We start from the raw sequence: 20865 nt of genomic DNA on the forward strand, positions 1-20865 counted from the left end.
GTCGGCTTCCCGTGTTCATCCAGAGGAACTTATGCAACGCGCAGAAAATGCTTTCAGGCATCTGCTTGCCGGGCTTTCGGGATTTAGCATCCTTGTCGTCTTTGGCGTCGTCTTTGCTGGCAGTGTCAGCCGCTACCTGTTTTCCGCGCCTCTGCAATGGAGCGAGGAAGTCGCGAAATATGCGATGATCTATGGCACCATGTTCGGAATGGCTTTTGCCTATCTGCAAGGTACACAGATTACGTTTAGCATATTCATTGATGCCGTTCCTGCCCCGATCCGCCGCAAGCTTGCGCTGGGTGTCGATATCGCAACGCTGATACTGGGGGGCATTCTGGTCCATGCCGGTTTGATCTTTGCCGCCAAGCGCGGTGGGATTATGGCATCGGGCATCGGAATTCCGATGTATTGGGCGCAAATCGCCATGACGGTTGGCGGGGTCTGCCTTGTTATTGCGGCACTGTTTCGTCTCATTGCTTTCTTCACCCGCAAATCTTCAGGGGGTGAGGAATCATGATCACGGGGCTTGGCCTTTTTGTTCTGCTTGCCATTGGCGCGCCGGTGGCCTTTGCGATTGCGCTGGCGATTGCGATCTATATTGGTGGTGCGACATTCAGCATCGATCTTCTGCCCCAACGCATTTTTGCGGGGCTTGACAGCTTCACCATCCTTGCCATTCCGCTTTTTGTTCTGGCCGGGGAATTAATGAATGCCAGTGGAATCACGTCGCGGGTCATCAATCTTGCCAATGCGCTTGTTGGCCATGCCAAAGCCGGTCTGGCCCAGGTCAATATCTGGTCTTCGGTGATTTTCGCGGGTCTTTCGGGGTCGGCGGTGGCCGATACATCGGCAATCGGGCGTATCTTCATCCCGTCGATGGAAAAAGAAGGTTATCCGCGCGATTTTGCCGCGGCTCTGACGGCGGCATCATCCGTAATCGGTCCGATTATTCCGCCCAGTATTCCTGTGATTATCTATGCGCTGATTACCAGCAATGTGTCGGTTCCAGCACTGTTTCTGGCCGGGATTGTTCCGGGCATCCTGCTTGCGATTGCGTTGTCGGTTTATGTCCGCATCTTTGCGGCCAATTATGCCACACCGCGTGGCCGGATGAATATGCGCCAAAAGATGCGCGCCCTTTGGGATGGATTGATCCCGCTTTTCATGCCGGTCTTCGTGATCGGATCAATCCTGGCGGGGGTCGTGACCCCGACCGAGGCCGCAAGCTTTGCCGTGTTTTATGCACTGGTTGTCGGACTGTTTGTGTTTCGCGAACTCAAACCATCGGACCTGCCGGGTATTTTTGCCAACTCAATGCGTGATTCTTCAAGCATCCTGATCATTATGGGCACGGTCGCCGCGGCGAACTGGTTCATGACCTTTGCCGGGATTCCGCAGGCGGTCAGTTCGTTTGTGCTAGGCTATGTAGATAGCCCGACAATGTTCCTGATCCTGATCAACATCATGTTGCTTGGTGTCGGTCTGGTGCTTGAAGGCATTGCCGCAATGCTGGTTCTGGTGCCGATCCTTCATCCGATTGCGATCAGCCTTGGTATTGATCCGACCCATTTCGGCATTGTCGTGATCTTCAACCTGATGATCGGGCTGATCACACCACCAATGGGGCTTTGCCTGTTTGTTGCGGATGCCATCGCCAATGTTGGTATGGCCCGGATGATCAAATCGATCATGCCGTTGTTCCTGGTAGAATTGGCGGTTTTGATCCTGATCACCTTCGTGCCGCAACTTGTCACTTTCATGCCCAACCTGTTCGGATTTTAGGATTTCGCCCCATGTTGAAACTCGGTCTTATCGGTAAAGGCATATCACGCAGCCAATCGGCCAGACTGCATGTCTTGCTTGGCCGGATGTGCGGAATTGATGTGACCTATGACTATCTCGACAGTGAAAAGATCGCCGATTTCGATCTGATCGGGCAACTTGCAGCCTGTGCCAAGGCTGGTTATGCCGGGGTGAATGTTACCCATCCCTACAAAACCGAGGCCCGCAAGCTGATCCAGCGTCGCAAACGTCTGCCCGAAGCCCTTGGTGCGGTGAACACGGTGGTGTTCCGCGAAGATGGCTGGCGCGGGGACAATACCGACTATGTCGGTTTCATGCGCGGCTATCGCGGACAGTTTGGCGATCAGGCACCGGGTACGGTTCTTCAGATGGGGGCTGGTGGCGTCGGCCTTGCCACGGCATTCGGGTTGCACGGGCTTGGTGCGGAACGCATCCTTATCCATGATAAGGATGCCGATCGCGGCCATACGCTGGTTGCGACCCTGAAGGCGGGCGGGGCCAACGTTGCCTTTGTTACCGAACCTGATCTTTCCGATGTGATTCGCAATGCGGACGGTTTGATCAATTGTACCCCGGTTGGCATGAACCAGTATCCGGGTAGTCCGATTGATGCTGCTTTGCTGGGCGGACAGAAATGGGCGTTTGATGCGGTTTACACGCCGGTTGAAACATCATTCCTGCATTCCGCGCGAAAGGCCGGGCTTTCGGTCATGACCGGCTTTGAACTGTTCTTTTTTCAGGGTATTGAAGCGTTCGAGGTTTTCAGCGGGGCGCAGATCGATGGGGATGCCGCCCGGATCGAATATTTCAATGCCTATCCCGAGGCATTGACGGGGTAAGGGGAAAGTCCATGAGCAGCAGCACAGTTGCCGAGACCGTTTATAACGAAATCCGCGATGACATCCTTTATGGCGAACTCCAGCCGGGTGTGAAGCTGAAGCTTGATGCGTTGCGGGATCGTTATAATGCCGGGGTCAACACGCTCCGCGAAGTACTGAACCGTCTTGTCGCGTCGGGATTTGTTTTTGTCGAAGGCCAGAAAGGCTTTCGGGTTGTCGAAACATCGCCCTCGAATTTCAAGGAACTGACTGCGATGCGGTTGCTGCTTGAAACCAACGGGCTTGCGAAATCAATTGATGCCGGGGATGTCGAATGGGAAGGCCGTGTTGCTGCCGCCCATCACAAACTTTCCGCCATCGAAAAACGCATGCTGACCGAAGACAGTCGCGAACTGACAGTACGCTGGAGCCAGTATGACCGCGAATTTCATCAGGCCCTGATCTCTGCCTGTGGGTCGGATCTGCATATGCGGATGCATCGTGAAATCTTTGACCAGTTCCGTCGTTATGTGGTGATCGAACTGAAAACGCACGGTTTCCGGGCCGAGGAGATTATTGATGAACATCGAGGCATCTGTGATCTGGCGCTGGCACGCGACAAAACTGCCGCACTGGCAAAACTGACCGATCATATCGAAACCTATCGGCGCCGTTCGCAGGACTGATCGAACCGATCCTGCCGGGCAACGTGCCCGGAAGTCCTTCCGCGCGACGGTGCCGATGCGCCACACGACCATCCCGGAGGGATAAAATGCTGACTTCCATCGCGACCGTATCGCTATCAGGCGATCTTCAAGAAAAACTTGATGCCATTGCCGCTGCCGGTTTCGACGGTGTCGAGATTTTTGAGAATGATCTTCTGACCTTTGATGGTTCCCCCGAGGATGTTGGCAAGACCATTCGTGATCTTGGTCTGAAGCTGGTAACCTTCCAGCCCTTCCGCGATTTTGAAGGCATGCCCGAACCCCAGCGTACCCGGGCCTTTGAGCGTGCGGAACGCAAGTTCGATCTGATGGAAGAACTGGGTACCGATCTTTTGATGATTTGCTCGAACGTCTCGCCACATTCACTTGGCGGGCTTGATCGTGCGGCAAAAGATCTGGCCGAACTTGGCGACCGTGCGGCAAAACGTGGGCTTCGCATTGCGTTCGAAGCCCTGTCCTGGGGCAAACATATCAGCGACTATCGCGATAGCTGGGAAGTGGTGCGGCGCGCCAATCACCCCAATGTTGGTCTGGTACTTGATACCTTCCACATCATGGCGCGCAAGGTGCCGCTTGATGCGATTGCATCAATTCCCGGCGACAGGATTTTTCTTGTGCAGGTCGCCGATGCGCCGATCCTTGAAATGGACCCGTTGTCATGGAGCCGCCATTTCAGGTGCTTTCCGGGGCAGGGGGACTTTCCCCTTGATGAATTCATGCGCAATCTGGCCCGGACCGGGTATGACGGGCCGCTATCACTTGAAATTTTCAATGACCAGTTCCGCTCAAGCTCGACCAAAAACGTTGCCAAGGATGGCTTGCGTTCCCTGATTTATCTGGGGGATGGCATTGAGGGTGTAAAAGTCGGGGAAAAGGCGGTTGCCCTGCCGCCAAAGGCGCATGCCCGCAATGTCGAGTTTGTTGAATTCGCGGTCGAAGAAGAAAACGCCGAAAAGCTTGCCGCCCTGTTTACCGGGCTTGGATTTGAAAAACGCGGCAGCCATAAATCCAAGGCCGTCACATGGTGGAAGCAGGGCAATATCAATCTTGTGATCAATTGCGACAAGGATGGTTTCGCGCATTCCTATAACATCGTGCATGGCCCGTCGGTTTGCGCGGTGGGGCTTAAGGTCGATGATGCAAACGCATCGCTTAAACGCGCGCAATCCCTTTTGGCATCACCCTTTGTCCAGTCCGTTGGCCCGGGCGAAATCGAAATGCCCGCCATCCGCGGTGTGGGCGGCAGTCTGGTCTATTTTCTTGATGATCAAAGCGAACTGGCGCGCATCTGGGATGTCGAGTTCGAAGCATCGAAAACTGCCGACAAACCGGCAAATGACGCCAGCCTGAAGGCAGTCGATCATGTGTCCTATTCGATGCAGTACGAGGAAATGCTGACCTGGGTGCTGTATTTCACCTCGATCTTCGATCTTGGTAAAATGCCAACGGTCGATGTGCCCGATCCCGGCGGGCTTGTGCAAAGTCAGGTGGTTCAGGGTGAGGATGGTGGGGTGCGGCTGATCCTGAACGGATCGCAAAGCCCCCATACCCAGCATTCACAATTCCTAAGCGAATTCTTTGGAAGCGGCGTGCAACATATCGCACTTTCAAGTGGCGATATTTTTGCCAGTGCCGATTTTTGCCGGAAAAATGGTGTTGAATTTCTGCCAATCCCGGAAAATTACTATGATGACATCGAGGCGCGCTTTGGACTTGATCCCGATCTTCTGGATCGACTGAAGGCTGCCAACATCCTTTATGATCGTGATGATGACGGCGAGTATTTTCAGGTCTATACCAAGACCTTCGCCAACCGGTTCTTCTTTGAACTGGTCGAACGTCGCGATTATCGCGGGTTTGGTGCGGCCAATGCACCCATCCGGCTGGCATCGCAAACCCGTATGAACCGGCGCAGTCAGACGTCGAAATAAGCAAACCATTTCAGGGGATCAGGAAACCATGAGCGTTTCGGAAATTCTTGTCATTAACGGCCCGAACCTTAACCTTCTGGGGCAGCGGCAGCCGGAAATCTACGGCTATGACACTTTGGCTAGTATCGCGGATAAATGCGCGTCCCTTGCCGAAACGCTAGGGGTTTCCGTCCGGTTTGAACAGTCAAACCACGAAGGCAGCATTGTCGATTTCATCCATGATGCACGGCAAAAATCGGCTGCGATCATCATCAATGCCGGGGCCTATACCCATACATCAGCCGCCATTCATGACGCGCTGAAAACATTCGATGGCTATATCATCGAACTGCATATCTCCAACCCGCATGCCCGTGAAGAATTCCGCCATCACAGCTGGATCAGCCCGGTTTCCAATGCCGTGATGGCCGGTGCCGGTGCCTATGGCTATGAACTGGCAACGCGTCTTGCCGCGGAAAAGATTGCGCAGACCAAATAGGATGATGGTGCCCGGGTCCGAAACAACAAAGGCAGCATCGAATGCTGCTTCGGACTGCTGAACAGCTCACAGATAACATTCCTTCAAGACACAATTCCCGCAAAGCCTACCCCCGTGAAAGCGGGGCGGCAATCCCGTCTCCTGCAACAGGGCATGGATTTCGGGTCTGCGCTCTGCCCCGCCCGGAATGACGATTGTGATCAATCGCCAAAGCCAATCCCGCCAGCCAGCCAACCCCGGACCGCTGACAAAGCCCTCCCAACCAGATCGTCATTCCCGCGACGGCGGGAATCCAGTCTCTTTCAACGGGGCATGGATTCCGGGTCTGCGCTGCGCTTCGCCCGGAATGACGGTTTTGGTCAATCGCCAAACCAATCCCGCCAGCCAACCAACCACTCTGCCCCCGGCATCGCCAAACGCCACCGACTGGACGGACCACGCCCCGGACGGCCCCCGCTGCCCCGAACGACGCTCGCTCTCGGTTGCCCCAAAACGCACCTCACCCCAAGGGCCACAGCGTTGCCGAATGGCAGGCACACAAATCTCGCCATCGATGACCGGCCTTTCGGCATGTCCGACGCACCATCGGCCCGCTGACAACCGATCCTGCCAGCCGCTCCCCGCCAGCCACCCAGGCAACCCGGCCAGCCGACCCCGTGCCGATCCAATCCGGGCGCAATTCGGGCCCGCTGATTCTCGGCATTTTCACGCTTCACTGACCGGACTGGACCAAACCAGACCAGCCTCGCCCCGGCTCTCGCTACCCCGTTCAGACGCCCTTGCCCCAAGGACACATTTCTCCCGTCATGATAAACACCCGTTTTTCGCAAATTTCGCGTAGCCTTACGGCACGAACACACCACCGCCGTAATGGCTTTTCCATGCGCCATTGACGTCCCTTTGGCGACGTCGCCCCCCGCCATTTCATCCCGTCAGATCGCTGCCCTGTCATCGTCTCATTCCTGTTTTGCCGCCCGAAACGCAAAAACCCGCAAAAGCGGATCACGCTTTGCGGGTTTTGTCTCCGGACCCATTTGTCCTGTTGACTTTATCTTTATGACACAACCAAAAGAACAAATCAAGAACTTTTTTTCAAAGAAGCCGGAAAAAGTTCCCGGTCGATGCTCTGCGTGACCGAAAAGGCATATTTATCAATATCCTGAGGCAGTATTGAAAGCTGCCTTTCTGTTTTCATGAACGGTTTGCGATCAAACTGCGCTGCGTGATCGAAGGGCTGCGGCCAGCGTGCCGTCATCAAGGTAATCAAGTTCGCCGCCAACCGGGACCCCATGGGCCAGGCGTGTAACCTTGACCCCGGTTTCGATCAGGCGTTCGGTGATGTAATGTGCCGTGGTCTGGCCATCAACGGTCGCGTTGGTCGCAAGGATAACTTCCGTCACAGCCTCGTCACGTGCCCGTTCGATCAACTGGTCGATACGCAAATCATCCGGCCCAACCCCGTCAAGCGGCGACAATGTCCCGCCCAGAACATGATATTGCCCCTTGAACGCCCCGGCGCGTTCCAGCGCCCAAAGGTCCTGCACCTCCTCGACCACGCAAATTGCATCGCGGGTGCGATTGCGGTCGGCACAGATATGGCACGGATCGACCACATCAATATTGCCGCAAATGCCGCAATTGGTCATGGCATTGGCGGTTTCTTCCAGTGCGTGGGACAACGGGATCATCAGGGTTTCGGGTTTTTTGAGCATCTGCAAAACCGCGCGCCGTGCCGACCGCGGGCCAAGCCCCGGCAGGCGTGACAGAAGCTTGATCAGATTTTCGATTTCCCGTCCGTTCATGATGGTCCCGTCTTGCGGTTGATCTTGTGATGACTGTTTCTGATAGCTTGTATCAAAAACAAAGGGCGGCGCAATGCCACCCTTTGATTTATGCGGCATGACCGCAATTTGATACCGGTTTTGCCGATCAGAACGGAAGTTTGAAACCTTCCGGCAGGTTGAGCCCACCGGTGACGTCCTTCATCTTGTCCTGAACAGCGGCTTCGACCTTGACCTTGGCGTCGTTATAGGCCGCAACGATCAGGTCTTCGAGGACTTCGGTATCCTCGGGATCGACAATGCTTTTGTCGAGTTTCAGGCCGCGCATCTCGCCCTTGCCGTTCAACATGACCTTGACCATGCCAGCCCCGGACTGGCCTTCGATTTCAAGTGCAACAAGTCCTTCCTGCATTTCCTGCATTTTGGACTGCATCTGCTGGGCCTGTTTCAGCATCCCTGCAAGGTTCTTCATAGCTCGTCGTCTCCTTCGAGATAAAATGCATCATCGTAAACGGAACCGCTGTCATCCTGCTCGCCCTCGGTTTCTTCCTGTCCCGGTGGCAGATGGACGGCAACGATTTTTGCCTTGGGTAATCCGTCAAGGATCGCCTTGACCAGCGGATCAAGTGATGCATCCGCCTTGCGCTGTTCAAGTTCCTCGAGTTCCTGTTCCTTAAGGGTCGGCGCACCTTCTTCGCGTTCCGAAACACTGACCAGCCAGCGATGGCCGGTCAGATTGTTCAGGGTTTTGATAAGCTGGCTCGACAGATCCGCACGCGCCCCGCGCGCCGGACGGAATTCAATGCGACCCGGCTCGTATTTCACCAGATGCATATAGTTTTTAAGCTGGATCGCAAGTGCGGTTGTTTCCCGCTCTTTCGACAGCAATTCGGCGACTTCGGCAAAGGTTTCGGGCAGCTTGGCATAAACCTGCTGCGGGGCCTGTTCTGGCTCACCCAGCGGATCAGGGCGCGCATGGGCAACCGCCGCCCCACCGCCATTAACCACCTGCATGCGCGGACCCGGTCCGCCACCACCATTGCTGCCACCGCCACCTTGCGGGGCATTGCCGGATTTGTTCAGATCATTGCGCAGTTTCTTGATCAGATCGCCGGGCGGCGGCATTTCGGCGGCATAAGCCAGCCGGATCAGGATCATTTCGGCGGCCTGTATCGGACTTGGTGCAATGCGGGTTTCTTCCAGCCCTTTAAGCAGCATCTGCCAGGCACGGGTGAGCTGCGGCATGGCAAGCTTGGCGGCTATTTCCTTGCCGCGGTCGCGTTCGATCTGCGACACGCCGGGATCATTTGCCGCATCGGGTGACAGCTTCACGCGTGTCAGCCAGTGGGTCAGATCAAGCATATCCTGCAACATCACCGCCGGATCACCGCCCAGTGCATATTGCGCCCCCAGCAATTCCAGCGCTTCGTTGATTGCGCCCTTCATGGTCTGATCAAACAGATCAAAAATCCGCGACCGGTCTGACAGGCCCAGCATATCGCGGACCTGCTGGGTGGTGACTTTGCCCGCACCATGCGAAATCGCCTGATCCAGAAGGCTCATACCGTCACGAACCGATCCGTCAGCAGCACGCGCAATCAGCGCAAGTGCCTCGTCCTCGATATCTGCATGTTCAAGGGTTGCGATGCGTTTGTAATGGGCGGCCAGTTCATCGGTCTGAACCCGGCGCAAATCAAAACGCTGGCAACGCGACAGAACGGTGATCGGAATTTTGCGGATTTCGGTGGTCGCAAAGATGAATTTCACATGCTCTGGCGGTTCTTCCAGCGTTTTCAAAAGCGCGTTGAACGCACTTTTCGACAGCATGTGCACTTCGTCGATGATGTAAATCTTGTAGCGGGCCGATGTCGGTCGATACCGAACGCCTTCGATCAGTTCGCGAATATCGTCAACACCCGTGCGTGACGCGGCATCCATTTCCAGAACGTCGACATGACGGTCTTCGGCAATCGCGCGGCAATGCTCGCAAACACCGCATGGCTCGATGGTGGCATTGCCTTTGCCATCCGGTCCGATGCAGTTCAGCGCGCGCGCAATGATGCGGGCGGTCGTGGTTTTACCGATCCCGCGCACCCCGGTCAGAACAAAGGCATGCGCCAGTCGGCCACTTTCAAGCGCATTCGACAGCGTCTTGACCATCGGTCCGTGACCGATCAGCTCGTCAAAGGTCTTCGGGCGATATTTACGGGCAAGAACCTGATATTCGCTTTTGGGCGCTTCTTCGGCCTTTGGCGCAGTCACAGATGCAGGTGCCGCCGCGGCGGGTTCCTGTTCCATATCAAGCTCTGGCGCCTCAGCCTCGGGCGTTTCTGGTGCTGACGTTTCGGCGTTGTCGATCTGATCCGTCATTCATCCGGTCCGGCATGTTTCAATGTGCTTTGGTTTTAGCAGCTTCGCCCCCGCATGGGAAAGACCAAGTGGGAAATTTCCCGCACAAAATTCCATAGCAGGCATGATGCTGCAAAGCATGGCGGAAACAGGTGATTTTTGGGGGATATAAAGGGTGAGAGACTGAACCGCGACCCGGAAAAACTCGTTACGGCTGCTACCTTCCGGTCCTGACCGGGTTGGCGAGCGGTCCGTCCACGGCCAGCCTCTCGCCCCCTATATCGCGCAAGGAACCATAAAACGCAAGGCCCGGCTTTGATTTTTTGATAAATCGCATGATCGTGGCTTTGACGGCGGGTTTGGTCGCGCTAATGTCGGTACCCGTCACCTGAATATGCTGACCCACCATATTGAATTACGGGACTCGATCCCGTCTCTGGTGGACCCAACCAAGGAATTGCCCCGAAATGGACAGGCTGTTTTACGAAGCAACAGATCTGGATCGCGATGCCCAGTTGCGCACCCGGGAAAACTGGCGCGAGTTGTTGCTGGCCGAGAAAAACGTCAAAATCCTGATCTGTCATGGTGGTGATCCGCTTTTTGCCTGGCCTGAAGATATGAACGAGCATGAATTGGTCGTTGTGGGCGGCCCGGCCTTGCCGCATCTTGATCTCGAAATCGAACGGGCAAACTGGATCTATATCGGTCGACAGGGCGGCGAAGCGGTCATTGCCATTGATATCGAACCGGTTATTTCCGACCGTGATGATGCCATTCGTCGGCTTGGGGGCGGTTTTGGCGATATGCGAAGCCGCATGGCAGCCCTTTCGGAAGACGAAGCCGCCTTGGCTGCGCAGGCCCGTGCCATTTTCAACTGGCACCACAAGCACCGTTTTTGTGGTGTTTGTGGTCACCCCAACCATGTGATGGAAGCTGGTTATCGTCTGCAATGCAGTAATCCGGCATGTGGCACACCGCATTTCCCGCGGACTGATCCTGCGGTTATCATGCTGATCCATCACAATGATCATGTATTGCTGGCGCGTTCCCCGCAATTCCTCCCCGGGACCGTTTCTGTGCTTGCCGGGTTTGTCGAGCCGGGCGAAACCCTTGAACAGGCGGTTGCGCGCGAAGTGTTCGAAGAAGTCGGGATACGCATCAAACGTGCACGTTATATTGCATCTCAACCATGGCCTTTCCCCGGTTCATTGATGCTGGGTTTCGTCGCCGAGGCAGAAACGACCGACATCGTCATTGATGAAAAGGAAATTGAATTTGCGATGTGGGTGCATCGCGACGATGTTGCCGGGCTCCCCGAAAAGGGCATCAACCTTCCCCGTCCGATTTCAATTGCACGCTACCTTCTGGAAAATTGGCGCGAAGGCCGCATATAGAAGGGATCAGCGTCATATCCTGATGCAAAATCCGGGGCCGACGCGCATTGGCGATCTAAAGTGTGCGAAAAGGGAGAGGCTTCTGATGCAGGGGATATCTCGTTGGTTTTGTCATATGTCGAGCGTGCTGGTTTGTTGGGTGGTTGCCACAGTGGCCAATGCTGACACCAAGAACGCGATACCTGTTAAGGTTGGCGCCTATGAATATGGCGTCGTCTATTTTTTTGAAAATGATAAACCTTCAGGTTTCACCCCGGAATTGATTGCAGACCTCAATGCCATCCAATCGAAATACTTTTTCGAATTGGTCGAAACATCGTCACGTCGTCGCTACAACGATCTTGCGATGGGGGGCTTCGATCTCATTTTGATGGAAAGTCCCGACTGGGATTGGAGAGATCAGGATGTTCTGTTTTCTGATCCCATTGTTGTCGAATATGATTTATTCATTGCCCGCAAGGAGGACGTTCCGGGGCCAGGTTGGTTCGACGATGTAACCCGACATGAGCTTCTTTGCGTACTGGGGTTCCACTATAAATTTGCCTCTTTCAACGCCAATCCTGAGTATTTGCAAGATCATTTCGGTGTTTTGTTCCACTATGACGAACAACAATTGTTCGACCATTTGTTGGACGGAGAAGGTGACGTTGGCATTGTTTCAGCAGGATTTCTGGCAAGAGCCTATGCAAAAAATCCGGAACTGAGTCAGAGAGTATTTATTGGACCAAGCCCTGATTTCAGCTACGAGCTGGTTGCGGTTCTTTCAAAACAGTCGGCGATATCGCTGGCTGAGTTCAATGATTTAATCCGGATAGTGAAAAGGGAAGGAAATATCGCGCAGGAATGGCGCGATATGCACGGAAATTTGCCAACAGGTTAAGCTTTTGGCCTCAATTGCCGTCAGTCTAGTGGCGGGATTCGGGCAATCACATTGCGACGCAGACTTTCAGGACGTTCACGCCAAGGCACGATGCCGTCATCTGTTTCCGCGTATTTTGTGGCAAGTTCCTGCAGATCAGCGATCATGTTTTCCGGATCAATATTTCCGTAAACATAACCCCATTTTCCCATGCCATTCAGCGCAACCGAACAGCCCGACTTGCAATTGGTCAGGCATTCAACGGCCCTGATTTCAAACGGTATGTCCAGCGTCGCCCCGTTTTCGACCATTTTATCAAACAGTATCCGACCGTGACGTGGCTCCGTTGCCCTTTCGGTCGAGGATGCGGTGCAGGTCGTGCAGATATTCAGGCGGGCTTTTGGGGACATGCTATCCGTCATGATTATGGTGTTTGTGGGGGCGCATAAAACCAGCTTGCCGGTTATCGGGTCAAGCAATCATCTGGTGGTTCTATCGATCCTGAAGACCTTTGCCCGCAAGAATTCCGGCAACAGATTTTTCAATTCGGGACCTGCGTGTGGCCGATTGTTTAGCACCAGAAAAATAAAGATTGTATCCCCGCTGCCGCCCCGGCGTCAGGGCCTTGAACGCTTTTTCAAGATCAGGATTTTTTGCAAATTCATCCAAAAGTTCAGTCGGAAGCTCAAGATTTTCCTTTTCGCTGAAATCAATCTTCAGGCCGGATTTTTCGACTTCGATGGCCGCTTTGATATAGGCCTTCAGAGCATTTTCTTTTGCTCTGATTTCTTCAGCCGACGTAAAATGAATGCGGCGCATTGCCTGCGAATTTTCACCCGGTTTCGCAAGAACACCCTCAGGGTCCTCCATCAACGCGCCCTTGAAAAATCCAAGCGCGCAATCATCTTTCATCCCGTAAATCATAAGGATATTTTTGCCCTCCGACGTGTAGCAAAGATTACCCCACTTCACGTCTTCGGTCAGGCCCGATTCAAGAATGATCGTTCGCAGGGCCTTGCGTTCTTCGTGCCATTTTTCCTGTGCCAGAAAGGCCTCAATCTTTGATGTCAGACTGTTCATTTTGTTGAATCTCCGGTGGATGCGTCTCCCAGTCGGAATAAAATCAGCTTGCTGCGCGTTTGGTCAAGCTGTCATCAACCACATGGTCGCTTACAAAATTCTGTATTGTTGCGGCAAGCTGGCGATCCACTAGCGGATGGGACGTATCTGACATCATCAGGGCTACACCGACTGCGGGTAATGGTGGGAAACCGTCGCGACTTTCAAGAATCTGAAACTCATCGGTGACGCTTGCCGCTGCAAGGGCGGCGACACCCAAACCGTCACGCACCAGATGCAAAAGCGATGCGGCCTGTCGTGTGGTCGCAAGCAAGGTATATGGCCGGTCTGCCTTGGAAATCGCATCAATTGCCCATGCATGGAATTTGCAATCCTCCGCAGGCAGAACAAGCGATAATGGGTTTGCCAGATGTTGTCGGTGGATGGGGGATGAAACCCAGACACCGGGCTCATGACGCAAGAAATATCCTTCTTCACCCTGTTCCGACCGGCTGATGACGGATATATCAAGTTCTCCTTGGTCGAGCATCCGGCGCAGCAATATCGTCGGGTTGACGGAAATGAAGAATTTGGCATCGGGATGGACCTTGCGTATTGCACGCAGCACCACCGGCAGGATTTTCTGAGTGTAATCATCCGGGCATCCGATCCGGATCGGACGGCTGCTATCATGACCGCGCATCTTTCCCATGGCTTCGTCCTGCAACGACAGCATTCGCCTTGCATAACCGACAAAGGTGATGCCGTCCGCTGTCAGCAAAACATTGCGGCCCTCCCGTTCAAACAGCTTGTTTCCGACAAGATCTTCCAGCCGTTTCATCTGCATGGAAAATGCCGATGGAGTGCGGCCGATCCGATCCGCAGCACGGTTGAAACTGCCACATTCGGCAAAGGCGACAAAGCTTCGGAGCAGATCGGAATCCATGTGACTTCCTTTGATCAGTAAAAAAGATCAATAAAATTGAACAGTCAGGTCAAAACTATTCGATTGTTTGATCCTGGGCCAGAACCAATTATCTCCCTCGGCCGGCCAATACGAAACCGTATGTGCCAAAGGAATACCGGAATGATACTTCACGATTTTTTACCGTCGGGAAACGGCTACAAGATTCGGTTGCTGCTGACCCTGCTTGGCAAATCATTTGATCTGGTCGAACATGACATCACCAAGGGTGAAACCCGCACGCCCGAATTTCTGTCGCGCATCAATGCCAATGGCAAAATCCCTGCGCTGGAATTTGACAATGGCCGGGTTCTGGTCGAAAGCAATGCGATCCTGATCCACCTTGCCGAAGGAACACCTTATTTGCCGACCGATGCGTGGGAACGCACCGAGGTCATGCAATGGCTGTTCTTTGAACAATATGATCATGAACCAACGATTGCTGTTTTGCGCTCATGGGTCGGTGTCAAGGGCATGCCTGAACATGCCGATATTCTGGTGCCGATGAAGCGGGCTGGTGCGAAAAAGGCGCTGGATCTGATGGAAAAGCGGTTGTCGGGGCATAACTGGCTGGTCGGGGACGCACTGTCGATCGCAGACATATCCCTGTATGCCTATACTCATGTCGCTGAAGAAGGCGATATCGACCTTTCGGTATATCCAGGCATCCGTGCGTGGCTTGATCGTGTTGCGGCCTTGCCGGGCTATATTCCGATCACGTGGAAGCCCTGATTTTCCGGGGATAAAAAAGCAACCGCCCCGACGCCGGAAAACATATTAGGGGATTCCGGAACGGGGCGGCTGCAACATCCAATGCGCGAACCAGTTAGAGCAAAGGGGAAAGGAAAAGGAAGGTGCGGGGGGCCTCTATGCCGTCCGCAAAATACGGTCCGGTAACAGCGGGTCGGTCACAGCCGCAGAATGGCGTGCCTGAAAACTTTTGAACGCCGTATCCAGATTTGGTACTTCTGCCAGAATTTCCGGTCCCCCGGGCATTGCTTTCAGATACTGGATCATCGGCATGATCAGCATATCGGGGATGGTGAAACGCGGGCCGAACAACCAGCCGCCAGCATAATGCGGATCAAGAACCTTGAGGTCTCCTGCAATCAGCTCGCCCATGCGGCTCATGCGTATGGCAAAGCCGGGATCGTCGCGCTGTTCTTCATTGGCAAAGACCATCGGAATGACAAATTGCCGCAGGATATGGGGATCAAGCCGGGTAAGCGCGACACTGATCCATTGTTCCATATGCGCGACCTTGTCCTGACGCACGGGGCGTAACAATGGTCCGTCAAAGGCATCGTCAATATACCGGCAGATCGCGGCTGTTTCGTATAGCACCAGACTGTCATGTACCAAAACCGGCACCTTGCCAAACGGGTTGAAGCGTAGCAATTCGGGCGTAGGGGATGAGCCGGAGGTTTGAATGCCCTTGGTGCGAAACTCGAACGAAATCTCTTTCTCGATACAGGCAATACGGACGGTGCGCGATAGGCTGCTGCGCGGCATGCCGTAAATAATCACCTCGGACATCGCAAAATCCTTTGCATCAATGATACGCGCATGAAACCGAAACAGGGCTTTGATGCGCGAAACTTGCCAACAGGATTGCGGACTACATAATATGTTCAAGAACATATTATAAAAATGTGCGAGCCTTGTTTCCAGCCACACCAATCGGAGCCAAAGCATGCCTTACAGCCCGGACCACAAACCAAAGACGAGGCAAAAAATCATCCGCTCGGCGGCCAAGCTTTTCAAAACGGTCGGCTATGAAAATGTGACGATCGATCAGGTGATGGCCAATGCGGGACTGACGCGCGGCGGGTTTTACGCGCATTTCAAAAACAAGGAAGACCTGTTTGTCGCCACCGTAGACAGCGGTATTAACCTTTTGTCAGAACCGATCCTGTCGCGTTTGCGCAGAGCAGAAAAATTCGGCCTTGATTGGACCACGGCCTTTGCTGATCTCTATCTGTCGAACCAGCACCTCAATCATCCCGGCAAGGGATGTGCGTTGCCGACGCTTTCAACCGAAGTTGCCCGGTCGGGCGAACGGGCGCAAAAAGCCTTTTCCAAGGTGATCCGCGGGGCGTGTGGCAGGCTTGCCGGAAAACTCGCACTCGAAGAACGCGGTATAGTCCCGATGACCCGCGAAGAAGCCGATGAATGGTTTGAAAACCCGCCACTTGATGAAATCAGCAAGGAATACCGCATCAATGCGACCGCGATGCTGTCGATGATGGTCGGTGCAATGGTTCTTGGACGTGCGGTTGATGAGGAAACTGCTGAACTGATCCTCAGTTCGGTGCGAAAAACGGTGCCGCGGCTTAAATCACCGCAGAAAAGCGGAACTGATGCGGCGCTTTGACCGGCCGAAAACACGATCTAGGCCTTGATCAGCGTTTCATCGCAAGTGGTGCAACCTGGCCTTTGCGTTGTGCAATCATTTTCTGTTCTGCAATCGCACCGGCTTCATCGGTTAGGAAGGTAAATATCCCGAACCGGCGTCCCTTGGTCACCGGCATTGCTTCATGCAACAGTGAACAGGAAAAGACGACGGCACCCCCGGCAGGCGGCGCGTAAAGGCCGCGACTATACTCGGGAAAACGAACCTGCCCGCCTTCGTAAGTTATCGGGTTCAGGTTCAGCGACACTGCAAATCGACGATGTGCGGTAAATGCGGTGCGATTGTCCCGGTGGCGACCGAAATGTCCCTTGTCGGCGGCGTCATAACACCCGATCCTTAGGGCTTCCATGCTTGCCGTTCTGAACTGGAATGCCTTGAACAGTTCCGGGATAACCCGCCCCACAAGTCGGCTTTTGACTTTCTCAAACAGCACTTCATCCAGAAGGACAACGTCATTGCGCTTTTTGATGTCGGATTTCGCCGTGCTGCTGTTTTCCGTCCCCTTGGATACACCATCCGCACGCTTTTCACCGGCTTCCCAATAGGAAATCAGCTCCTGACACAATTCCGGTTCCAGAATGTCATGCAGCAACATGACCGGTGCCTGGCGATTGATCACGTCTGATTTGCTTCCGGCGTGGATTGCCTTGCAGACGTCAATGCCGTTATCAACATCCGCAAACGATGCGTTGAACACCAGCCGATGATTTGGATCGATCAGAAGCATTGAGGGGCCAGTAACGCCAAACAGCTTTTTGACCGCGTTTTCCGCGTCATAAAGCTCGGTTGCCTTGGCGTTTGACTTTGCTGCCTTCCTGGGGCTTTTAGTGCCGCCGATGATCAGAAAAGTCAGGGTCTCGCAACCCGCGACCTGATCGAGAAACCGATCAATTTCCTGCCATGTTTCCTTGGTCGGTTTTTCATCCAGCAACCAAAGCGCAAGTGTGTTTCCCGCGATCAGTTGATCTGTCAGGTCGACCGTTTGTCCGGCGGTATCGGGCAGGACGATTTTCGGGACAATGTCACCTTTGGCAATCCGAATTGAACTGGTTGCGGCCTTCGGTGTCTCTGCCATTTCCCTGATCCCCCGATCCATTTAAATCTATCCGGCCTTTCTCAGACTTTCGCAAAGTACCCCGAAAGAATATCGGCGTAAATCACGACCAGTTTTTCGATATCATCAATCATCGCATGCTCATCGACCTTGTGCATGCTTTGCCCGACAAGGCCAAATTCCGCGACTTCGCAATATTTGTGGATGAAGCGCGCATCCGAAGTGCCACCCGTTGTGCTCATATCCGGTCGGTGGCCGGTGACTTTTTCCGAGGCATCGGAAATAAGGGCTGCCAGTCTGCCCGGCTCGGATACAAAGGCTTCGCCGGAAATCTTGACTTTAAGGTCATGGGGACCGGCATGTGCAGCACAGGTTTCACGGATCCATTTTTCCAGATCGACGCCCTGATGCAGGTCATTGAAACGGATATTAAATGCAGCACTGACCTTTGACGGAACCACGTTGGTCGCCGGATTCCCGGCATCGATGGTGGTAACTTCCAGATTGCTTGGCTGGAAATGCGGAGTGCCTTTATCGAGTTCATGCGTGGTCAGTGCATTGAGGACCTTTAACATGCGCGGTACCGGGTTATCTGCCAGGTGTGGATAGGCAACATGACCCTGCGCGCCATAGATCGTCAGCCAGCCGGTGATGGAACCGCGGCGACCGACTTTCATCATCTCGCCGAGATATGTCGGATTGGTCGGCTCGCCAAGAAGGCAGACATCAAGTTTTTCGCCATGCTTGTCACACCAGTCCAGCAGCTTGATCGTGCCGTTCACCGCATCGGCTTCTTCATCACCGGTAATCAGGAAGCTGATGCTTTCGTCAAAATCGGGATGGGTCGCCAGAAAGGCGTCAACGGATTCAACGAAACAGGCAATGTTGGTTTTCATATCAACCGCGCCGCGCCCGAACAGACGGCCATCCTTGATTTCGCCACCAAATGGATCAACCGTCCAAGCCGCGACATCGCCCGCCGGAACCACATCAGTATGCCCGGCAAAACAAAAATTGCGCCCTTTGGTTCCCAGCCGCGCATAAAGGTTGTCTATGCTGTCCCAGCCGTCTTCGTGAAACACTTTTCGTTTGCAGTCAAAACCGCGTGCTTCAAGGGCTGTCTGCAAGACATCAAGCGCACCGGCATCCGCAGGGGTAACGGACGGGCAGCGGATCAGGGATTGGGCAAGATCAAGGGCGGCGGACATTTGATATTCTCTTGGCTTCTTGATGAATGAGTAGGATTAAAAATCCATCATGGATGTTTCAAGTGAAACATTTGATGTGCAAAGGGGCGAAACGGCATTCCGCTTCGCCCCTTATAGATCATTAGAAAATCCGGTGATAGAAATCAGTCACGCAGCAATTCGTTGATCGAGGTTTTCGAACGGGTTTTTTCATCAACACGTTTGATGATGACCGCGCAATACAGGCTCGGCCCTGGTTTGCCATCGGGCAATGGCTTGCCCGGAATGCTGCCCGGAACCACAACCGAGTATGCCGGAACGCGGCCGACAAAGGTCTCGCCAGTGGTGCGGTCGATGATCTTGGTTGAAGCGCCGATAAATACACCCATCGAAATCACGGCACCTTCTTCGACGATAACACCTTCGACGATTTCCGAACGCGCCCCGATAAAGGCGTTGTCTTCGATGATGACCGGACCGGCCTGAAGGGGTTCAAGCACGCCACCGATACCGGCACCACCGGAAAGATGAACGTTTTTGCCGATCTGTGCGCAGGAACCGACAGTTGCCCAGGTATCGACCATCACGCCGGTATCGACATAGGCACCAAGATTCACAAAGCTCGGCATCAGAACGGTGCCCGGTGCGACATAGGCCGAACGGCGCACGATGCTGCCCGGTACGGCCCGGAAGCCAGCATTTTTGAATTCAGCTTCACCCCAACCTTCAAATTTTGACGGGACCTTGTCCCACCAGTTGGTGTTTTCGCCGGGGCCGCCGGAAATGGTGGTCATGTCATTGAGACGGAAGGACAGAAGAACCGCCTTCTTGGCCCACTGATTGACAATCCACTTGCCGTCTGTCTTTTCGGCAACACGCAGTTTGCCGCTATCAAGTGCGGCAAGCGTTTGGTCGACGGCCTTGCGGATTTCACCCTGGGTGGCGGAGCCGATTTCGTCGCGGTTTTCCCATGCGACGTTGATCACGCCTTCAAGTTCTGTTCTGTCCATTTTCAGAAGTCCTTGCGGTCAGCCTTAATTTCATGTCGGGCGGAGAATGGTCAAAGCCTGCTGTGAAGTCAACTCCGCCAGTTTACGTAGTTCCGGCTTTTGGGTTCCCTGATTCTGACCCGCGCAAGAATTACCCGATCACGGCACCAAGCTCAATCTTGGAACCATGACAAATTTGCCCGAACCCGGTTTTAGGCCGGACCCTTGCCCAGTTCGCGTAAGAAATGCACCAGATTGTTGGTTTCGTGGTCGATCCTGGGATCGTCGCGGCCAACCTGCGCCCATTCCTCGTCAGTATGGACCCATACGGTCGTCATGCCCATGTCCTTTGCCGGAAGCAGATTTTTGGCCATGTCTTCAAAATAGATCGCGCGCGTTGGATCAATTGCATCGCGCGCAAGCAATCGGTCATAGGGCTGGCGTTCGGGTTTGGGGATATAGTCGGCGTCGACGATGTCAAAGATGGTTTCGAAATGGCTGGCAATGCCAAGGCGATCCATCACCCGTTCGGCATGCCCGCGCGACGCGTTTGTGAAGATCACCTTGCGGCATGGCAGCGCATCCAAAGCAGCCGCCAGTTCCGGCGCAGGATCCATCACGGACAGATCAATATTGTGAACCTTGTTAAGGTAATCCGCCGGATCAATGTCATGTTCGGTCATCAGACCGCGCAGCGTCGTGCCATAGCGGTGAAAATAGCTTTTCTGGATCACATAGGCCTCGTCCGCCGGAATCCGTAATGTATCACGCACATATTGCCCGATTAGATTCGAGACCTGCGAAAACAGGTCGCATGCCGAGGGATAGAGCGTGTTGTCGAGATCAAAGATCAGGACATTGTCCGGCGCAATACGCGGAATGACAGCAGTGGCAGAAACGATCGAGGGCATGTTGAAGCATTCCGGTTATGGGCGATGGCGGCACAAAGCTACGCGGCGTTCACGACATTCTTTATTATGGGATTACATCCGGTTTGCAAAGGTGCCGACGGTGATTTCATGGCCCAGCATTGTAGGCATGCGGTTTTTGCAACAATTTCA

Annotated in this window: 21 protein-coding genes and 1 other RNA gene; 10 read left to right on the forward strand and 12 right to left on the reverse strand. The window is 54.0% G+C overall.

All coding sequences use genetic code 11. From position 1 onward, the window contains the following. Positions 1–31 precede the first annotated feature (31 nt). The 6 genes from ABIE64_RS18260 to ABIE64_RS18285 all read left to right on the forward strand — a co-directional run bounded on the left by ABIE64_RS18260 (position 32) and on the right by ABIE64_RS18285 (position 5755). Positions 32–517 carry a TRAP transporter small permease gene (locus tag ABIE64_RS18260; RefSeq protein ID WP_007088247.1) on the forward strand — a complete coding sequence of 162 codons (486 nt, stop codon included), beginning with the start codon at positions 32–34 and terminating at the stop codon, positions 515–517. Beyond that, positions 514–1782, forward strand: coding sequence for a TRAP transporter large permease (locus tag ABIE64_RS18265; protein ID WP_114094078.1), 1269 nt, complete (start codon positions 514–516; stop codon positions 1780–1782). Before ABIE64_RS18260 ends, ABIE64_RS18265 begins: the two co-directional genes overlap by 4 nt. An 11-nt stretch (positions 1783–1793) precedes the next feature. Next, positions 1794–2642, forward strand: coding sequence for a shikimate dehydrogenase family protein (locus tag ABIE64_RS18270; RefSeq protein WP_354378195.1), 849 nt, complete (start codon positions 1794–1796; stop codon positions 2640–2642). Between the two features lie 11 nt (positions 2643–2653). Beyond that, positions 2654–3307 (forward strand): GntR family transcriptional regulator, encoded by a 654-nt coding sequence (locus ABIE64_RS18275; protein ID WP_007088244.1) that lies wholly within the window; start codon positions 2654–2656, stop codon positions 3305–3307. An 86-nt stretch (positions 3308–3393) separates the two neighbouring features. Further along, positions 3394–5277: a bifunctional sugar phosphate isomerase/epimerase/4-hydroxyphenylpyruvate dioxygenase family protein gene (locus ABIE64_RS18280; protein ID WP_354378196.1), complete on the forward strand. Its 1884-nt coding sequence runs from the start codon at positions 3394–3396 to the stop codon at positions 5275–5277. Between the two features lie 28 nt (positions 5278–5305). Beyond that, positions 5306–5755 (forward strand): type II 3-dehydroquinate dehydratase, encoded by a 450-nt coding sequence (locus ABIE64_RS18285; protein ID WP_354378197.1) that lies wholly within the window; start codon positions 5306–5308, stop codon positions 5753–5755. 1208 nt (positions 5756–6963) lie between these two features. On the opposite strand, the gene recR is transcribed toward ABIE64_RS18285, so the two are convergent. The 4 genes from recR to ffs form a co-directional block, all read right to left on the reverse strand. Further along, positions 6964–7557 (reverse strand): recombination mediator RecR, encoded by a 594-nt coding sequence (gene recR, locus ABIE64_RS18290; RefSeq protein ID WP_040060315.1) that lies wholly within the window; start codon positions 7555–7557, stop codon positions 6964–6966. Positions 7558–7684: 127 nt separating this feature from the next. Then, complete coding sequence (locus tag ABIE64_RS18295) at positions 7685–8008, reverse strand: YbaB/EbfC family nucleoid-associated protein (RefSeq protein ID WP_007091823.1); 324 nt, start codon at positions 8006–8008, stop codon at positions 7685–7687. After that, positions 8005–9906, reverse strand: a complete 1902-nt coding sequence (locus ABIE64_RS18300) for a DNA polymerase III subunit gamma/tau (protein ID WP_354378198.1) — start codon at positions 9904–9906, stop codon at positions 8005–8007. Before ABIE64_RS18300 ends, ABIE64_RS18295 begins: the two co-directional genes overlap by 4 nt. A 154-nt stretch (positions 9907–10060) precedes the next feature. Continuing rightward, positions 10061–10155, reverse strand: an RNA gene (gene ffs, locus ABIE64_RS18305) — signal recognition particle sRNA small type. A 197-nt stretch (positions 10156–10352) separates the two neighbouring features. Between ffs and nudC the strand changes: the two genes are divergently transcribed. Both nudC and ABIE64_RS18315 read left to right on the forward strand, forming a co-directional pair. After that, a complete protein-coding gene (gene nudC / locus ABIE64_RS18310) occupies positions 10353–11279 on the forward strand; it encodes an NAD(+) diphosphatase (protein WP_071239346.1) in 927 nt (308 codons plus the stop codon). A gap of 85 nt (positions 11280–11364) precedes the next feature. After that, the gene (locus ABIE64_RS18315; RefSeq protein ID WP_354378199.1) at positions 11365–12159 is read left to right on the forward strand and encodes a substrate-binding periplasmic protein; all 795 of its coding nucleotides are present in this window, start codon (positions 11365–11367) and stop codon (positions 12157–12159) included. A gap of 20 nt (positions 12160–12179) precedes the next feature. Here the strand turns inward: ABIE64_RS18315 and ABIE64_RS18320 are convergent, their stop codons facing one another. The 3 genes from ABIE64_RS18320 to ABIE64_RS18330 all read right to left on the reverse strand — a co-directional run bounded on the left by ABIE64_RS18320 (position 12180) and on the right by ABIE64_RS18330 (position 14143). Then, positions 12180–12548, reverse strand: a complete 369-nt coding sequence (locus ABIE64_RS18320; protein WP_354378200.1) for a DUF1636 family protein — start codon at positions 12546–12548, stop codon at positions 12180–12182. An 82-nt stretch (positions 12549–12630) separates the two neighbouring features. After that, entirely contained in the window at positions 12631–13218 is a 588-nt protein-coding gene (locus ABIE64_RS18325) for a YdeI/OmpD-associated family protein (protein WP_354378201.1), read from the reverse strand. A gap of 43 nt (positions 13219–13261) precedes the next feature. Then, positions 13262–14143, reverse strand: a complete 882-nt coding sequence (locus ABIE64_RS18330) for a LysR family transcriptional regulator (RefSeq protein WP_071239349.1) — start codon at positions 14141–14143, stop codon at positions 13262–13264. 141 nt (positions 14144–14284) lie between these two features. Between ABIE64_RS18330 and ABIE64_RS18335 the strand changes: the two genes are divergently transcribed. After that, positions 14285–14893 carry a glutathione S-transferase family protein gene (locus ABIE64_RS18335; RefSeq protein ID WP_354378202.1) on the forward strand — a complete coding sequence of 203 codons (609 nt, stop codon included), beginning with the start codon at positions 14285–14287 and terminating at the stop codon, positions 14891–14893. A 135-nt stretch (positions 14894–15028) separates the two neighbouring features. On the opposite strand, the gene ABIE64_RS18340 is transcribed toward ABIE64_RS18335, so the two are convergent. After that, positions 15029–15697, reverse strand: a complete 669-nt coding sequence (locus ABIE64_RS18340) for a glutathione S-transferase family protein (RefSeq protein WP_354378203.1) — start codon at positions 15695–15697, stop codon at positions 15029–15031. Between the two features lie 157 nt (positions 15698–15854). Here ABIE64_RS18340 and ABIE64_RS18345 point away from each other — a divergent pair, with 157 nt between their 5' ends. Beyond that, on the forward strand, positions 15855–16535 hold the full coding sequence (locus ABIE64_RS18345; RefSeq protein WP_354378204.1) for a TetR/AcrR family transcriptional regulator: 681 nt from the start codon (positions 15855–15857) through the stop codon (positions 16533–16535). Between the two features lie 28 nt (positions 16536–16563). Here ABIE64_RS18345 and ABIE64_RS18350 read toward each other — a convergent pair whose 3' ends face one another. From ABIE64_RS18350 to ABIE64_RS18365, 4 genes are all read right to left on the reverse strand, one after another. Further along, positions 16564–17649 (reverse strand): 2OG-Fe(II) oxygenase, encoded by a 1086-nt coding sequence (locus ABIE64_RS18350; protein WP_354378205.1) that lies wholly within the window; start codon positions 17647–17649, stop codon positions 16564–16566. A gap of 41 nt (positions 17650–17690) precedes the next feature. Beyond that, positions 17691–18836, reverse strand: a complete 1146-nt coding sequence (gene dapE, locus ABIE64_RS18355; RefSeq protein ID WP_354378206.1) for a succinyl-diaminopimelate desuccinylase — start codon at positions 18834–18836, stop codon at positions 17691–17693. A 143-nt stretch (positions 18837–18979) separates the two neighbouring features. Beyond that, on the reverse strand, positions 18980–19825 hold the full coding sequence (dapD, locus tag ABIE64_RS18360; protein WP_007091836.1) for a 2,3,4,5-tetrahydropyridine-2,6-dicarboxylate N-succinyltransferase: 846 nt from the start codon (positions 19823–19825) through the stop codon (positions 18980–18982). 191 nt (positions 19826–20016) lie between these two features. Beyond that, a complete protein-coding gene (locus tag ABIE64_RS18365) occupies positions 20017–20715 on the reverse strand; it encodes a pyrimidine 5'-nucleotidase (RefSeq protein WP_063093248.1) in 699 nt (232 codons plus the stop codon). Between the last annotated feature and the right edge of the window lie 150 nt (positions 20716–20865).

The organism is Thalassospira sp. MBR-102 (genome assembly GCF_040549275.1).
In the GTDB taxonomy this organism is placed as follows: Bacteria; Pseudomonadota; Alphaproteobacteria; order Rhodospirillales; family Thalassospiraceae; genus Thalassospira; species Thalassospira xiamenensis.

Excerpts from the sequence above, each read along its gene's own strand:
- ABIE64_RS18260 (WP_007088247.1), top strand. The coding sequence starts at position 32 with ATGCAACGCGCAGAAAATGCTTTCAGGCATCTGCTTGCCGGGCTTTCG.
- ABIE64_RS18265 (WP_114094078.1), top strand. The coding sequence starts at position 514 with ATGATCACGGGGCTTGGCCTTTTTGTTCTGCTTGCCATTGGCGCGCCG.
- ABIE64_RS18270 (WP_354378195.1), top strand. The coding sequence starts at position 1,794 with ATGTTGAAACTCGGTCTTATCGGTAAAGGCATATCACGCAGCCAATCG.
- ABIE64_RS18275 (WP_007088244.1), top strand. The coding sequence starts at position 2,654 with ATGAGCAGCAGCACAGTTGCCGAGACCGTTTATAACGAAATCCGCGAT.
- ABIE64_RS18280 (WP_354378196.1), top strand. The coding sequence starts at position 3,394 with ATGCTGACTTCCATCGCGACCGTATCGCTATCAGGCGATCTTCAAGAA.
- ABIE64_RS18285 (WP_354378197.1), top strand. The coding sequence starts at position 5,306 with ATGAGCGTTTCGGAAATTCTTGTCATTAACGGCCCGAACCTTAACCTT.
- recR (WP_040060315.1), bottom strand. The coding sequence starts at position 7,557 with ATGAACGGACGGGAAATCGAAAATCTGATCAAGCTTCTGTCACGCCTG.
- ABIE64_RS18295 (WP_007091823.1), bottom strand. The coding sequence starts at position 8,008 with ATGAAGAACCTTGCAGGGATGCTGAAACAGGCCCAGCAGATGCAGTCC.
- ABIE64_RS18300 (WP_354378198.1), bottom strand. The coding sequence starts at position 9,906 with ATGACGGATCAGATCGACAACGCCGAAACGTCAGCACCAGAAACGCCC.
- nudC (WP_071239346.1), top strand. The coding sequence starts at position 10,353 with ATGGACAGGCTGTTTTACGAAGCAACAGATCTGGATCGCGATGCCCAG.
- ABIE64_RS18315 (WP_354378199.1), top strand. The coding sequence starts at position 11,365 with ATGCAGGGGATATCTCGTTGGTTTTGTCATATGTCGAGCGTGCTGGTT.
- ABIE64_RS18320 (WP_354378200.1), bottom strand. The coding sequence starts at position 12,548 with ATGTCCCCAAAAGCCCGCCTGAATATCTGCACGACCTGCACCGCATCC.
- ABIE64_RS18325 (WP_354378201.1), bottom strand. The coding sequence starts at position 13,218 with ATGAACAGTCTGACATCAAAGATTGAGGCCTTTCTGGCACAGGAAAAA.
- ABIE64_RS18330 (WP_071239349.1), bottom strand. The coding sequence starts at position 14,143 with ATGGATTCCGATCTGCTCCGAAGCTTTGTCGCCTTTGCCGAATGTGGC.
- ABIE64_RS18335 (WP_354378202.1), top strand. The coding sequence starts at position 14,285 with ATGATACTTCACGATTTTTTACCGTCGGGAAACGGCTACAAGATTCGG.
- ABIE64_RS18340 (WP_354378203.1), bottom strand. The coding sequence starts at position 15,697 with ATGTCCGAGGTGATTATTTACGGCATGCCGCGCAGCAGCCTATCGCGC.
- ABIE64_RS18345 (WP_354378204.1), top strand. The coding sequence starts at position 15,855 with ATGCCTTACAGCCCGGACCACAAACCAAAGACGAGGCAAAAAATCATC.
- ABIE64_RS18350 (WP_354378205.1), bottom strand. The coding sequence starts at position 17,649 with ATGGCAGAGACACCGAAGGCCGCAACCAGTTCAATTCGGATTGCCAAA.
- dapE (WP_354378206.1), bottom strand. The coding sequence starts at position 18,836 with ATGTCCGCCGCCCTTGATCTTGCCCAATCCCTGATCCGCTGCCCGTCC.
- dapD (WP_007091836.1), bottom strand. The coding sequence starts at position 19,825 with ATGGACAGAACAGAACTTGAAGGCGTGATCAACGTCGCATGGGAAAAC.
- ABIE64_RS18365 (WP_063093248.1), bottom strand. The coding sequence starts at position 20,715 with ATGCCCTCGATCGTTTCTGCCACTGCTGTCATTCCGCGTATTGCGCCG.